9 protein-coding genes are annotated in these 14,979 nt (G+C 47.0%); 4 read left to right on the top strand and 5 right to left on the bottom strand.

Annotated features, from left to right (window positions below):
* Positions 1-62: 62 nt before the first annotated feature.
* Positions 63-1,448, bottom strand: coding sequence for a tRNA uridine-5-carboxymethylaminomethyl(34) synthesis GTPase MnmE (mnmE, locus tag D0A34_13855; GenBank protein ID UNU19812.1), 1,386 nt, complete (start codon positions 1,446-1,448; stop codon positions 63-65).
* A 629-nt stretch (positions 1,449-2,077) separates the two neighbouring features.
* Between mnmE and D0A34_13850 the strand changes: the two genes are divergently transcribed.
* Both D0A34_13850 and D0A34_13845 read left to right on the top strand, forming a co-directional pair.
* On the top strand, positions 2,078-4,276 hold the full coding sequence (locus D0A34_13850; GenBank protein ID UNU19811.1) for a tetratricopeptide repeat protein: 2,199 nt from the start codon (positions 2,078-2,080) through the stop codon (positions 4,274-4,276).
* Entirely contained in the window at positions 4,233-6,647 is a 2,415-nt protein-coding gene (locus D0A34_13845; GenBank protein ID UNU19810.1) for a tetratricopeptide repeat protein, read from the top strand. Before D0A34_13850 ends, D0A34_13845 begins: the two co-directional genes overlap by 44 nt.
* Positions 6,648-6,901: 254 nt before the next feature.
* On the opposite strand, the gene D0A34_13840 is transcribed toward D0A34_13845, so the two are convergent.
* The 3 genes from D0A34_13840 to D0A34_13830 form a co-directional block, all read right to left on the bottom strand.
* Positions 6,902-8,335 (bottom strand): YdiU family protein, encoded by a 1,434-nt coding sequence (locus tag D0A34_13840; GenBank protein ID UNU19809.1) that lies wholly within the window; start codon positions 8,333-8,335, stop codon positions 6,902-6,904.
* 329 nt (positions 8,336-8,664) lie between these two features.
* Complete coding sequence (locus tag D0A34_13835; GenBank protein UNU19808.1) at positions 8,665-11,121, bottom strand: bile acid beta-glucosidase; 2,457 nt, start codon at positions 11,119-11,121, stop codon at positions 8,665-8,667.
* A 340-nt stretch (positions 11,122-11,461) separates the two neighbouring features.
* Positions 11,462-12,019, bottom strand: coding sequence for a gamma carbonic anhydrase family protein (locus tag D0A34_13830; GenBank protein ID UNU19807.1), 558 nt, complete (start codon positions 12,017-12,019; stop codon positions 11,462-11,464).
* A gap of 107 nt (positions 12,020-12,126) precedes the next feature.
* Here D0A34_13830 and D0A34_13825 point away from each other — a divergent pair, with 107 nt between their 5' ends.
* Positions 12,127-12,636, top strand: coding sequence for a TIGR02652 family protein (locus D0A34_13825; protein ID UNU19806.1), 510 nt, complete (start codon positions 12,127-12,129; stop codon positions 12,634-12,636).
* A 196-nt stretch (positions 12,637-12,832) separates the two neighbouring features.
* Complete coding sequence (locus tag D0A34_13820) at positions 12,833-13,270, top strand: VOC family protein (protein ID UNU19805.1); 438 nt, start codon at positions 12,833-12,835, stop codon at positions 13,268-13,270.
* Positions 13,271-13,565: 295 nt separating this feature from the next.
* Here the strand turns inward: D0A34_13820 and D0A34_13815 are convergent, their stop codons facing one another.
* The gene (locus tag D0A34_13815) at positions 13,566-14,885 is read right to left on the bottom strand and encodes a PDZ domain-containing protein (GenBank protein UNU19804.1); all 1,320 of its coding nucleotides are present in this window, start codon (positions 14,883-14,885) and stop codon (positions 13,566-13,568) included.
* Positions 14,886-14,979: the final 94 nt, after the last annotated feature.

Raw genomic sequence — 14,979 nt, 5'->3', positions numbered from 1 at the left:
ATAGCGCTAAAGTCAGCATCGTCAACCTGCAATATAGAGGTATTACGTAATTTTTACCATTGCTATTTGCCAATGCAAAACCTGCTAAATATTCTATCGAGCACTGATTCTGTCACTTCTTCGCCCGTAACTTCCCCCAATGCTTGAATTGCACCGCGCAAATCTATTGTCCAGAAATCTAAAGGCAATTTGTTGCTAATAGTATCCGTGCACTGTTCCAGAGAAATTTTAGCTCTGGTTAACGCCGCTGCTTGCCGCTGGTTGATTGCTAAGTCGGAGTTGGCTGCTTGCAAATTTGCCCCGCTGACGGCATCTAAGATTGCTGTTTCTAAGTCTGCTATGCCTCGATCGAGGGCGGCGGCTGTGGTAACTATACGGTGAATTTCAGAGGAAAAAGGTAGTTCTGGGATTCTTTTTACTAGGTCGATTTTGTTGATAATTATAATTAGCTGGCGGTGCTTTACTTGTTCGTAAATTTCCGAATCTTCCTCTGTCCAGCCAGATTCCGCGTCAATTGTCAACAACACTAAATCGGCTTGTTTTGCTGCTGCGCGCGATCGCTCAACGCCTATTTTTTCTACCTTGTCTTCGGTTTCTCGAATTCCCGCAGTATCGAGCACCTGCACCGGAATGCCGCCCACAACTAGCTGCGACTCTACCACATCCCGCGTCGTACCGGGCAAATCCGTGACGATCGCCCGATCGCTCTTACTCCACGCATTCAACAAACTCGATTTGCCCACATTCGGCCGCCCGACAATCGCTACTTTCAAACCTGTTCTCAACAATTCTCCACGATCTGCCGTTGCCAAAATTGTTGACAATTCCTCCAAAACATGATTTATTTCCAAAGAAGTTTTAGCTTCATCTAAAGGCGGCAAATCTTCCTCAAAATCAATTCTCGCCTCAATTTCTGCCAGCACGTCCAAACAAGTTGTTCTCAATTTGCGAATTGGCTGCGCTAATTTTCCTTGCAAACCAGCCAAAGCACTTTGTGCAGCAGCGGGCGATTTTGCTCCCACCAAATCTGCAATACTTTCAGCTTGAGTTAAATCCAGCCTCCCGTTCAAAAAAGCCCGCAGCGAAAACTCTCCCGGCTGCGCCAATCTCGCCCCATTTTCCAAACACAACTGCAAGACTTGCTGCACTGCCATAATGCCACCGTGACAGTGAAATTCCACCACATCTTCGCGAGTAAAAGAACGCGGTGCTTTCATGATTAGCAACAAAGCTTCATCGACTAATTCTTGAGTTTTGGGGTGGCGGATGTGACCGTAAAGAATGCGGTGAGACTCCCAAATTTGCCGTCCTGGGGCGCAAAACAGAGTTTCGGCAATTTTTAAGGCTGCGGAACCGGAAACTCGCACAATGCCGACGCTGCCTTGTTGGGGAACTATGGCGGTGGCGATCGCTGCGATCGTTCCTCCTTTTGTTAATGATTCAGACATTTTTATTATTCATACATTCAAAACTTCTTTCACTCTCCTGTTTTTTAGTACCCGGGAATTGCTTCTAGGTCTTCGAGAGGAGAAATCTCTGGTTCCTCATTCAAAAAATTAAAATAGCCGCCAGGAAAGGGCAAGCTTCCCGAGTTTCGGGGTCGGAGGGTAGGGGATATTTGGTAATATTTTTCCTAAGCTCCGTAATTGCTCGTCGGCTGCCAGACGTAAGATAGAATTAGGGATTCAACCAGTTGTACCTTCATTTGACTGATCTCCAGATTAATTGTTAAATTATACATATCTCATTCACAGAATAAACAATTTCAGCGATTTTTTTGTAAGATATTAGAAGAGCGTGGTCACCGCGCTGCACTTGGCTCGCCAATCCCATCGCCCGTTTGCTCAGTCAGTCGATTTTAGATTTTAGATTTTAGATTTTAGATTGACTCCACAGATGAAAGGGGGAGCTTCAACTCGGGTCTAAAATTTTGGGAGGCTCACGACTCCTGTCGGAAAGCAACTATCCGTTTTTGGGTGGGAGTCACGGCTCGATCGAACTTAAATTACTCAGCCAAATATTTTGGCTATTCTGATTTCATGCGATAATGGAAAATTGACAGGGTAGAGGGCAAAGCATGATTGGTCAACTTCTAGACAGACGTTACCGCATCATTAAAGTCACAGACTCAAGTGAGGTGGGAAAAACTTATCTAGCAGCAGATACTCACCGTCCCGGGTATCCGCAATGCACGGTTAGAGAAATGCGGCTACCCGGCACAAGTTCGCAAACTCCAGAATTAGTCAAAGTTATATTTCAAAGAAACGCAGAAATAATTGAAAAGTTGGGAAAACACGACAAAATTCCCGAATTATTGGCTTATTTTGAGGAAAATCAAAGTTTATACTTAATTGAAGAATTTATTGCCGGCTCACCTTTAAGTCAAGAACTAATACCCGGTCAACCTTGGGAGGAAGACCAAGTAATTTGTCTGCTATCAGAAATATTAGAAATTTTGGTGTTCATACACGAGAAAGGTTTCATTCACCGCAGAATTCAACCAGACAGAGCGATCCGGCGCGAGTCAGACGGCAAATTTGTATTGGTAGACTTTAGCTTAGACAAAGAAATTAACCCGGAACTTGCTAACTGTCATTTGTTGGCGCAAACTTCCCCGAACTCTGTTAAACGGCATGAGGCAAAAAAACAGGATTTGGCGGCCCAGGAGTTATACGTGCCGATCGAGCAATTGAGTGGCAACCCCCGGTACAATAGCGACATTTACGCTCTAGGTACGATCGCTCAGCTTGCCGTCACGGGACTCTCACCCAACGAACTGAGTGCCTTAAAAAACAACAAAAGCCAAATTCCCTGGCGAAACCGGGCAACTTGTTCGGCAGCCCTAGCAGATATTATCGATCGAATGGTGCGCCCTGACTACGAGGAACGCTATCAGGAGGCAGCCGAAGTTTTAGCAGACCTCACACAAATCGCCGTAAAATTCGAGGTTGAGCCGCCGCCAGCCACAATCATCACGGACGCTATGAGTCAACCGCGAAGACAAAGCCAAACCAAACTGCTGCTGTTGGCTGCAACAGGGGCAGCTTTAATCTTAACGGCACTGATAATTTACTTTTGGCAAAGTCAAAGCCCGGGGAGGGCAAAAGAATGGTTCGCTCGCGGCGTGGCAAAAGCGCAGCAAGGTGACACAACAGGCGCGATCGCCGATTATACTCAAGCGATCGCCCTGAATGCCGGCGATGCGGAAACTTACTATAAGCGGGCAAACGCTCGCTACGACATGGGCGCAACCGAGCAAGCAATACAGGATTACACGCAAGCAATTAAAGTCCATCCTAGCCACACTAAAGCTCTCTACAATCGAGGTATGGCCCGCCTCGACATCGGCGACAAGCGGGGGGCCGTGGAAGATTTCACCCAAGTAGTGCGACTCAATCCCAGCGACGGTGAGGCATACTCTCAGCGGGGTTTAGCCTACTACGATTTGGGCGACTACCGCACGGCAATTGAAGACTACACTCAAGCAATTCGGCTCAGTCCCAACGATGCTACAGCTTACAGCAATCGGGGTTTAGCTCGATCGGCGGCAGGCGACAAAACAGGAGCAATGGCAGATTTTACTCAAGCCCTTCAAATTAGCCCCAAGCAAGCTGGCGTATACTACAGTCGTGGTCGAGCCAGGTTTAATCTGGCAGATTATCAAGGAGCGATGGAAGATTATACTAAGGCGATCGAATTGCAGCCAGATCTCGCTGATGCTTATACCAATCGGTGCAGCGCTTACTTGAATTTGGCCACCTACGACAAAGCGATTGCAGATTGCACAGAAGGAATTCGCCTCGCTCCAAAAGATGAAGCAGCTTACAACAACCGCTGCATTGCTTATCTGAATTTAAAACAATTTCAAAAGGCCAGCGAAGATTGCAGTTTGACGATCGGACTCAACGGCAACAATCCCAAAGCATACAGCAATCGAGGATTAGCTCGATTGGCTTCGGGAGACAAGCAGGGCGCTGTGGAAGATTTTACTCAAGCAATTCGGCTCAATCCCAGCGATGCAGTAGCTTACAGCAATCGCGGTACTATTTACTCAGAACTAAAAAATTACCCTTTAGCGGTTGAGGATTTCGCTCACTCGCTGCGGCTCAACCCCAAGAATGCTAGCGCTTTTTACAGCCGAGGCCTCGTCCGCCGCCAACTCAAAGACCGTGCTGGGGCGATCGAGGATTTTCAGAAAGCTGCAACGCTGTTTCTAGAACAAGGAAGAGCAGATGGTTTCCAAAAGGCACAAGCACAAATCAACGATCCTAAATAAGCTATTAATCACCAGTCAGATGTTAAAAGAAGAAGAAAGAAGGAAGAAGGAAGAAGGAAGAAGGAAGAAGGAAGAAGGCCAAATTACCAATTCCCCGTTACCAACTCCCCGTTACCAACTCCCCGTTACCAACTCCCCGTTACCAACTCCCCGTTACCAATTCCCCATTCCCGATATGAACATGGTTGGTCAACTTTTAGACAGGCGTTATCGCGTAGTACAAATTCTCAGCTCGGGTGCTTTCGGACAAACTTATTTAGCTGTCGATACTCGCCGTCCTGGCCACCCTCAATGTGTAGTCAAACAACTGCGCCCTCCCAGCAACACTTCCACAGTTCTCAAAACAGCTTACCGCTTATTTAAACAAGAAGCAGAAATATTAGAAAAGCTGGGAAAACACGATCAAATTCCATTTTTACTCGCTTATTTTGAAGAAGGCAATCAATTCTACCTCGTGGAAGAGTTTGTGCCCGGACACGCCCTAAATAGGGAAATTGTGGCCGGTCAACCTTGGCGGGAAGAACGAGTGCTGGATCTGTTGGAAGAAGTGTTACAACTTCTCGCCTTCGTACACTCTCAGGGAGTGATTCACCGCGATGTTAATCCCTCCAACTTAATTCGCCGCAAACCAGACGGCAAATTAGTTTTAATTGACTTCGGCTCGGTTAAAGAAGTTGCGAATCACGTCAGTGACTACGATACAGAATTTCCGCGCACCATTGCTACTGGGACTCCGGCTTATATGCCGATCGAACAATTTCAAGGCAACCCGCAATTTAGCAGCGACCTCTATGCAGTCGGGATGATGGCAGTCCAAGCTATCACGGGTTTGCCTGGTACGGATTTGCCCAAATTGCAAAATCCGAGCCCTTCTCACACGGGGGAAATTGTTTGGCGAAACCGAACTCAATGTTCTGTGGCACTAGCAAATATAATTGACAAAATGGTTTGTCACCAATTTGGCAAACGCTATCAATCTGCGGAGGAAGTGTTGGCAGCTCTCAGCAAGTTGAGACACCGCCCAGAGCCGGGAAATATGGCTCACAAGAAAAGTATTTCTCCCCTATTAGTGTCTTCTGATAGTTTTTCGTCACGTTTGGGAAGTCGGTTTTGGTGGCTGATTTTGGCGGGATTGGGGGCGGTGATAGTTCTGATATTTCTGTTTAGTTATGGGAGCCGGCCGAATCCGATTAAAGCTAAGGAATATTACGAACTGGGAGTGGAAAAGGCTCGCAATCAAGATGCGGATGCAGCTTTGCAGGCTTTTAATAAGTCCATTCAATTGAATCCTAAAAATGCTGAGAGTTTTTACCAGCGCGGTAATGCTAATTATGATTTAAAAAAATATCAAGAAGCAATTGCGGATTATTCTCAGGCGATCGCTCTCAATCCTAAATATGTTCAGGCTTATTTTAACCGCGGGCTCGCCCGTAACGATTTTAACGACAAGCGTGGGGCGATTGAGGATTACACTCAAGCTTTGAATCTCCAGCCCAATGATGCTGATACATATTATGAAAGAGGAATTGCTTATTTAGAACAGCAAGATTACAAGACGGCTATTCAGGATTTTAACGCAGTAATTCGGTTGCAACCGAACCTGGTTAAAGCTTATCATTCGCGAGGGTTGGCTCGTGCTGGGAGCGCAGATTTGCAGGGAGCGATTGGAGATTATACTGAGGCAATTAAAATTGATGCTAAGAATGTTGATGCTTTCTACAGTCGGGGGAGAGCTCGCTTTCACTTAGGAGATTATCAGGGAGCTTTGGCGGATTATTCTCAGGTAATTGCGATCGATCCCAAGAGTGCAGATGCTTACGCTAATCGTTGCAGCACGCAGTTGAATTTGGGAGCGCATCAAGCGGCAATTGACGATTGCACTCAGGCAATTTCGCTGAGCGATGAGGATGGGGTTCCTTACAACAATCGCTGCATTGCTTATTTAAATTTGAAGGATTATCCCAAAGCAATTGCCGATTGCACTCAAGCGCTGAAAGTGAATCCAAATGATTATAATGCTTATAACAATCGTGCTTTAGCTCGCAGCACAGGGGGTGACCCGCAGGGGGCGATCGCAGATTTTACAGCAGCAATCGGGTTCAATCCCAACAATGCTGAAGCTTACGCCAATCGGGCTAAGATTTATCAGGAGTTAAAGAATTACAATAGTGCGATCGCCGATTACGTGCAAGCTATTCGGATCAGTCCGAATTATGCTGCTGCTTACTACGGTAGAGGCATTGTTCGCCGCTCCTTGGGAGACAAAGCAGGAGCGATTAGCGATTTAGAAAAAGCCGGCAAAATGTTTCTCGATCAAGGACTTACCGGCGGTTACAAAGATGCACAATTTGAGATTGAAAAGCTCAAGTAGTCATTCGTCCTTATTTTTCAATCTTAGATTTTTTATGTGGCAATTTTTCATGATCTCAGATTGTGTTGGGGCGAGTTCGCCCTAATCTTTAATCTCAACAGAAAATGCCGATATAACAATCCTTGCAGGAGTCATAAATTTTTTACCCCACCCCAACCCTCCCCGAACTCGCGGGGAGGGAGTAAGAAATTCACAAAGGATGCGAGTATTGCTATAAACTCCCCCTACGCGCTATTAAGGCCAGCTATTATCAATCAATTTTTTGGGTCTTGAAGTCGTTTAACCAATTCATAAAACGGTTCCCAATTATCCTCAATAGCAATGGCCTCCCAAACAGCCTCAATCGTCGGTCTCAACAGCGATTGTTCGGGATTGTGCCGCAGCAACCTGTCCGCCATTGTGTCCATATCATCCGCAGACAAACTTTGCAAAACGTGATAATACAACTGCCGCCAAGGTGCTATCAAGTCGGCAGGTTCCGCCTCAGCAAAAATTTGACTAGCATCATCTCGCCAAATGCGATCGAACTGTCTTCGCAGTTCAAAAAAGAAATCGTGATACTCAACTTGAGACTCCGCCAGCATTTTAATTGTTACCTTCAACAACTCATCAGCATCCGCTTCTGGCAAATTTTCAAATCCCAATCTATTGAGCATCAACTGCCGATAAGCTGCATTATAATAATCGCCAAACTTTGCCAAAGCAGCATCCATATCAGCTTGAGGAATCGCCGCTGCTAGCGGTTGCTGGAGCTTCTCTAAATTGTCCCTACAAATAAACGGTTGATTGCCGTAACAATAAAGACCCGAATAGTCAAAATAAGCTGCTGTAAATTCCGGCTTGTAAGTTGGGATAAAAGCGAAAGGCCCGTAATCGAAGCTTTCTCCAGTAATCGACATATTATCAGTGTTTAGCACAGCGTGGCAAAATCCTGCCGCCATCCACTGAGCGACTAATTCAGCTACTCGCTGGACTAAATCTGCATAAAACAGCGCGTACTTTTCCTGCGGCGAAAAACCCGCATTGCTTGCTTGTAAATGCAGTTCAGGATAATAATATTCAATAACAAAATCTAAAAGTTTTTTAATTAAATCCGGGCGGCGGATATAGTGCAACCTTTCAAAAGTTCCAAACCGGATGTGAGAATGACTGAAACGCACCATTACAGACGATCTCGTGGGAGAGGGTTCGTCGCCCCGCCACAAAGCATCCCCAGTTTCAACTAAACTAAAACAGCGAGATGTCCGAACTCCCAACCTGTGCAAAGCTTCGGCGGCTAAAACTTCGCGAATTCCCCCTTTGAGAGTGAGTCTACCGTCACCGCCGCGCGAGTATGGAGTGCGGCCGGAACCTTTAGTGCCGAAGTCGTAAAGTCTGCCGTCAGTGCCGCGAACTTGGCCGTATAAGAAGCCTCTACCGTCGCCTAAATTCGGGTTATATTGGCTGAATTGATAGCCGTGATAGCGAAGTGCCAGAAAAGGGCGGACGCAGTGAAATTCGCCGAACGCTTCGATGAAATGTTGGTCGGTTACTTGTGCGGGGTCTAAACCCAATACCGGCAATAATTTGTCGTTGCGGAAGCGCAGGATGTGCTGCGGAAAATCTGCCGCAGGGACTTCATCGAAATAGTCGCCGCCGAGGGATTCTATCGCGGGTTCGTAGTTGAGGGAAAGCAAAGGATTTGACATTTTTCTATTTTATCTTGAAATTTGCTATCACTCCAAATTATATACGGGTAAGGTGCGCGCTGCATTGGTGTCAACAATCGCCCCAAACCCTTTGTCTCTGTCGTTTATAGCCGAGTTCGATCTCCCTCGCATCCCAGGGCTGTTTCATGCTCAAACTTGAGCTCTGCTAAAATTTGAGCATGAAACATTAATTTCTTCCTCACTTGCAAAAAAAAATTACGGTCAATTTTCTTGATAGTTGAATTAACCGTTTTCCTTGCTAAAAATAGGGTTGAAGGCTTAATCTTTTTTGAGTTTAGTGAGATTCACCAGCTAATATACCTTTTTCCTTATTTAAAATTGGTTAACACCCCGTAAATCGCCCAAATCGCCATCGCGCGCAAATAGTGACTCGCCCGAAAAGTCCCCCCCGCCGTAATCGCTTCCGGCGTGCGAAACTGCAACCCATTTTCATAAATCTGGTTCACCACCGCATCCGTCAATTTAAACGCTTTATCCTCCATTCCCATCTGTACCAAAAAAGCGGCCAACCCAAAATTAATCCCCGTCCAAACTTCCAAAGGATGAGTCGCATTGGGATTTTCCGGCGAACCGTTCAGCATCACCCCATTCGCTGCACCGAACTCTCCCTCATTGAACTTCAAAAAGCAAGATTCATACACAGTTTCTAAAGCGCTGACGGCACATTCCGGCGGCACAATATCCGGCAATCCTAACAGTTTCGCGTAAAATTGACCGCACAGTTGGTCGGCCATCACCACTTCGGAATTACTCTCGCTGTCCAAACGGTAATATTGACCGTTCCACAGTTTTTCTTGATAGCTCGGTCTTGCTTGGAGCAGCCAACTGTGATATAATGCTATCTTTGCTTGAGGGTTAGGAATTATCTGCGGTGCTGCATCTTCCAAGATTTCGCCGATCGCGATCGCAGCCTCCAGCGCCGCCAACCACAAACCCCCGCAATACGCACTTATCCCCCGCATTTGCCAGTCATCAAACGTCTGATCCGGTGCTCCGGAATTCTCAGGAATTCCGTCCCCATCCTCATCAAAAGTTTTCAGATAAGCCAAAGCCTCAACAATTGCCGGCCAACACTCTTGCAAAAACTCGGAATCTGTACCGCCAGTCAACAGGAAATCCCGATAAACCTGCAACACAAAATCGCAAGGCAAATCCTTCCACAAATTGCAATCTTGATAGCTAGTATAATTCGTTTTCTCCCAAGGATGTTCGTTAGGAGCACCCAAATCGTGTGGCGTCGCACCGACAGCTTTTCTAATAGCCGAAGCTTGATTCCAGCCAATAATTCTCGGCGTATCGTCTCCTGCAGAAATTGCCCTAGCAAACGCTAAAACCACCGACTTTTCCAAATCCGGCCACAGCATCAACAAAGCAAAAGAACCGTAAAGCCGCACATCCAAACTTTCGTACCAGCGGTAATCAATGCACTCCAAAACCGCAAATTGACCCTTCGGATCGCGTTCGTCAGCCGCACTCCAAAGAGTACCGCCGTCTGTCAGGGCGTATAACTCGTTAAACAAAGCCATTTTAAAACTATCTGACAAATCTTTCCGTTCTAAAATGGGTTTTTGCCAAGCTTCAATATTTTCGCGCCAAGTATCCGAATGCTTCATTGCAGTGCGAATAATCGGCCAAGCATTTTTGCCGTTGCGGCCGAAGAAATCCGTATAGCGGCGGTAGTACCAAACTCCCGATGCAAACTCAGTAACGGGCAAATCCCAAGCTATAATAAAGGGGATTTTGCGCGTTTTTCCCGGTCGAAGAGTAAAGCGAACTGCGATCGCACAAGCCAACTGTTCTCCTGCTGCTGCGGCTGTCTCGTCATTGTCATCTAACAAGAAACCTTCAGCAGAAAAGTTGCGCCAAATATCCTCGCCATTCCCCGCCGGGTTCCAGCGAGTTTGATAGAATACTTCTACCGCCGGATTAGTAATAGTTGCGATCGCCCATTGTCCATCCCCCTCTTGCGGTTCGTCCTCAGCAGTCAACCGCGTCATCACGCAACCGATTCGGTGAAAATCTTCCACCAACAAATTCAAATTTCCGGCACTTTCTCCCCACCGGGGTTGATAGTCATAAAATGGACTACCATCATCTCGCACCATCACTTTCGGCGACTTGTTGGCATTAGTAAACCAACCAACAATATTCTCCCAAGTCAGCATGATGCTGAGAGTAATCGGCGCATCTGTAGGATTGTGCGCCACCCATTCAAACATGGCAACTGGGTAACTGCTTTCCTGATAATTGTTAGGCAAAATGGGCGAAAATTGCTCGCAGCTTAATTGAGCATGAAACACATTTTCGTAAACAAACCAACTGCGCGGATACAAAGCATGATAACTCCCCGAAGAATTAGACTCTTCCCCGGTTCTTTCTTCTTCTTCCCTTCTTCCTTCTTCCTTCTTCCTTCTTCCTTCGCAAGGATACCATTTCCAACTAGATAAACTGCCATCGGTAGGCGGTTCAGTGGACAGTGCGAAAGCTTGTTTCTTGCCTTGAGTTTCTTCAAAAACGCTGAACTGACAAGCGGGCAAACTGCGAAAAATGTGCTCGCCGCCGTCAATGTGCCAGAGGTTGAAGTCGCCGCGGGACGATCGCCCGATGCAGCCGGCACCGAACCCGCCCAGAGGCATTCCGTGCCAGGGGCCATCGTCGAGATTGCTTGCGTAGCGGACTGTATAGGGATTCTCCCAACCCAGGCCGATGGGACGTTTCCAGGTGTGCGGGGGGATGTTTGGAGTAGATGTGCGATCGTTATTCATGTCAATTGATTTTAGATTTTAGATTATCGATATAGGAATGTTTCAAAGCTTAGGAGTTTTTTGGCGGTGTAAGCAATTATAAATCTATACTTTTTTGCTTAATTTTAATTACTCTAGTTTAGCATTTATGAGATTGTTCGATACGCTTAGAATGACAGATTTGCCCTGAAATGTGTAAGTCTTGTACCTCAACAAAACTCATTAAGAGTGAGTCTTATAGTCCTGGAAGCACGGGCGATCGGAAACCGGGTTTTTTTCAAAATACTTCGTTACAGCCCGCAAAAACCGCAAGAAACCCGGTTATGAAGGTTTTTATGCGTCCAGGACTATCCTGAAAACTTTATTCCTTCACCTCAGCAAATCCCAAATCAGAACCTTTCCCCGCGTGAACCAGAGCCAACTTTTCGTAACGCTTAGCGTGTTCCACCAACTCCGCCGCTTCTTCCTCAGAGACATCCCGCAAGCGTTTGGCAGGCACTCCCGCAACTAGCGTATGAGGGGGAACATCTTTGGTGACAACCGCCCCTGCACCGACGATAGAGCCTGTTCCCACCCTCACTCCGTCCAGGACGATCGCCCCAATCCCGATCAGGCAGCCCCGTTCAATGTAAGCTGAGTGAATCACGGCTCGGTGTCCCACTGTCACGAAATCTTCCAAAACCGTCGGTTTCCCCGGATCGCCGTGCAGAATTGCTCCATCTTGGATATTGGTACTTGAGCCGATCGCAATTCGCTCTATATCCGCCCGCACCACCGCCCCGTACCAGATACTAGCGCCCGCAGCCACCTCTACCCTGCCGATGACAACAGCGCCTTCAGCGATAAAAGCCGCTTGGGATAGATCTGGGCTGGGCCAATAGGAAGGAAGTGCAGACAGAGATTCGTTGAGATTGCTCATTAGTTGGTCGATCGTTATACTTCTAGCAGATTAGCTGGTTGTTGATACGGGATATAATAAATAGTATTTGGCACTTTTGCAGAGAAAATATGCTGGGACGCAAATAAATGATTGAAGTTGCCTTGCAATACCCGATGTTTGGCCCGGAAATTCAGTGTCCCCACTGTCGCCAAACAATTCCGGCTCTAACGCTAACGGATACCTATTTGTGTCCGCGTCACGGGGCATTTGAGGCAGATCCAAAAACGGGGGAACTGGTTCACCTTCAGTCTGGGCGGCACTGGCGCCGCTGGGAGAATGAATGGTATCGCCAGCACACGCACCCCGACGGGATTCGGTTTGAAATTCACGAAGCGCTCGATCGACTCTATACTCAAGGCTACCGAGCAACTCGCGTGATCGTTGCCCAACGCTATCGGGACTTAATCAGCGCTTATTTGGAACGCAGCACGCCTTGGCGCGGCCAGTCGGAATCGCCGCGGCCGAGGCTGTACGGTTTGCCTGTGGATTTTAGCCCCGATCCCCAAGAGGACCCCTGCTGGGAAGTGATTAATTTTGATTTGGAAAAAGAGCCGGGAGTTCCGATTAGATATCCCTATTTTCGGTTGTTTGAATAAGTGAATAAGTGAAGGAAGAGGGAAGAAGGAAGAAGGAAGAAGGAAGAAAAAACCAGGCTCTATTGCTTTCGGGCAACAGATGCGATCGTTTTTAATTCCGACTTCCGAGTTTACCCTCTCAAATATAAAATCTCAAATCGCAATTCCTACTTCCCAGTCTAAAATCTAAAATATAAAATCTAAAATCTAAAATCGAATGCACCACGCCTCGATTCGCACTGCTAACATACACCGGGCGATCGCCTTTTACGAACAGTTGGGATTTACTGTGAGCGATCGCTTTACCACAGGTTACACCCTAGCCTGTTGGATGGAAGGTCTCAACGGACGCATTGAACTAATTCAAATCCCGGAACCAAAACCTGCACCGGATGCTTTCGGAGACGAGCATTATGTGGGATATTATCATTTATCTTTTGATTTAACTGAGGCGACAACTGACTTGCCTAGCTGGTTGGAGTCTATGAAAGAACGTTTTGAGGAAGCAGTTAAAGAGCAACCCAATCAGTTTCAACCTTTGAAAGTTTTATTAGAACCGACTCAACAGGCGATCGGGCAAAATGTTTACGAAGTAGCTTTTATTGCCGATACTGATGGTTTGCCTTTAGAATTTATCCGGCGGATGAATAGCTAATTAAGTCTGAGTTGAAACACTTCAGAAATCCCATCAGCGTCCATCTGTGTTCATCTGCTGATATCTGCGGTTAAAAAAGGCCAATCCCACTAATTTGCTTTAATCAGGAGATTAATTAACCAATAACTAAGTAGAAGGAAGCAGGAAGAATGCTCACATAACAAACTTTTTAGCCATCTGTATCTTACGTTTAATTAGGTTGATTTACTTAAGAACCAATAACTAATCAATAAAAACAAAACCCGCCGATGCGGGTTTCATCTTCATGCTTATTGTTAACTACTGACGGTTTCAACTACTTCTTAGGAACAACAACCTCATTAGCAGCAACGGGACGGGTCGAGGAAGCGGTAGTTTTCAAAAGTGCGATCGCCTGCGCGTAGCAAGGATCGTCCTTAGTCGCAACCAACATCGGTTTGTTAGCTAATTTGAGCTTTTGTTCGTCGGTGACTTCTACCTTAACATCGGGAGTAACCCCCTTTTGGCTGATATCGGTACCGCTGGGAGTATAGTAGTGGGCGATCGTCACCGCCAATCCCGAACCGTCAGCCAAAGAATGCACCGACTGCACCAAAGCTTTGCCAAAAGTTTGGCCGCCCATCACAGTTGCGCGCTTGTTGTCCTTCAGAGCACCGGCCAAAATCTCGCTGGCGCTGGCCGAATTGTCGTCCACCAGCACCACCAAAGGCTTATCAGTGATTGCAGTGCGGTTTGCGCGCATTTCCTGAGAATCGCCCGCGCGATCGACTGTGCGGACGATCGCCCCTGTATCCATCCACATCCGAGCGATATCAATGCTCACTCGCAGCAAACCGCCGGGATTGCCCCGCAAATCCAACACAAAAGCGTCAGCTTTCTGATCCGAGAGCTTTTTAATCGCCGCCTGCATTTGTTCGCCGGCGTGAGAACTAAACTCTTGCAAACGGATGTAACCCACATTCTGACCCCCTTCATTCTTAAGGCTGTAGCGAACCGCTGCTACCTCAATTCTCGCCCTAGTCAGAGTGATGTCAAATTCGCTTTTGCCCTCACGAGCAATCCGCAGCGTGACTTTCGTGCCTTCGTCGCCCCGAATTACCTGAGCTGCATCCGAGACAGTCATGCCTTTGGTAGTTTTGCCGTCTATCACCAAAATCCTATCGCCCGCTTGAATCCCTGCCTTCAGGGCGGGGGAATTTTCCATCGGCTCGACTACGGTAATCACTTTCGTTTTCTCGTCTTCTTCGAGCCTCATCCCCACCCCTGTCAGTTCCCCGGAGGTTTGATTCGTCAGCGCTTCGTACTGCTTCGGGTCCATGAAGCGCGTGTACTGGTCGTTTAATTTCTCTAGGGCTTTGCGGAGAGCGGTGTAGGCAGCTTCGCGAGAGGTATAGTTTTTGCTCAACAGTTCTTGGCGGGTCAATTGCCAGTCAGTCTTGTTAAAGCTGCCATCAACATACTCTCGGTTGACAATTTGCCAAGCTTCGTCTAAGACAGCTTTGGGGCTATCTTGAAGCTCAGCGCGGACTGATTGACTCAGCCCGGGAACGAGTAAAGATATCGAAGCGGTTGTTGCCATCGCCCCACTGAACAGGGCTGCCTGTAATTTAGAAAAGCGTCTGCGGGCTTGATTCATTGAATTTGGCTCAATTCGATTTTAGATTTTTGATTTGAGATTTTATATTGCTAAAAAATCTCACACTACTACTTAAACTATTGTGTGGAGGCTC

Origin of the sequence: Microcoleus vaginatus PCC 9802 (assembly GCA_022701275.1) — a bacterium.
Classification (GTDB): Bacteria; Cyanobacteriota; Cyanobacteriia; order Cyanobacteriales; family Microcoleaceae; genus Microcoleus; species Microcoleus vaginatus_A.
Note: the sequence above shows the minus strand (reverse complement) of the source record. Positions and strands in the feature narration are given on the sequence as shown.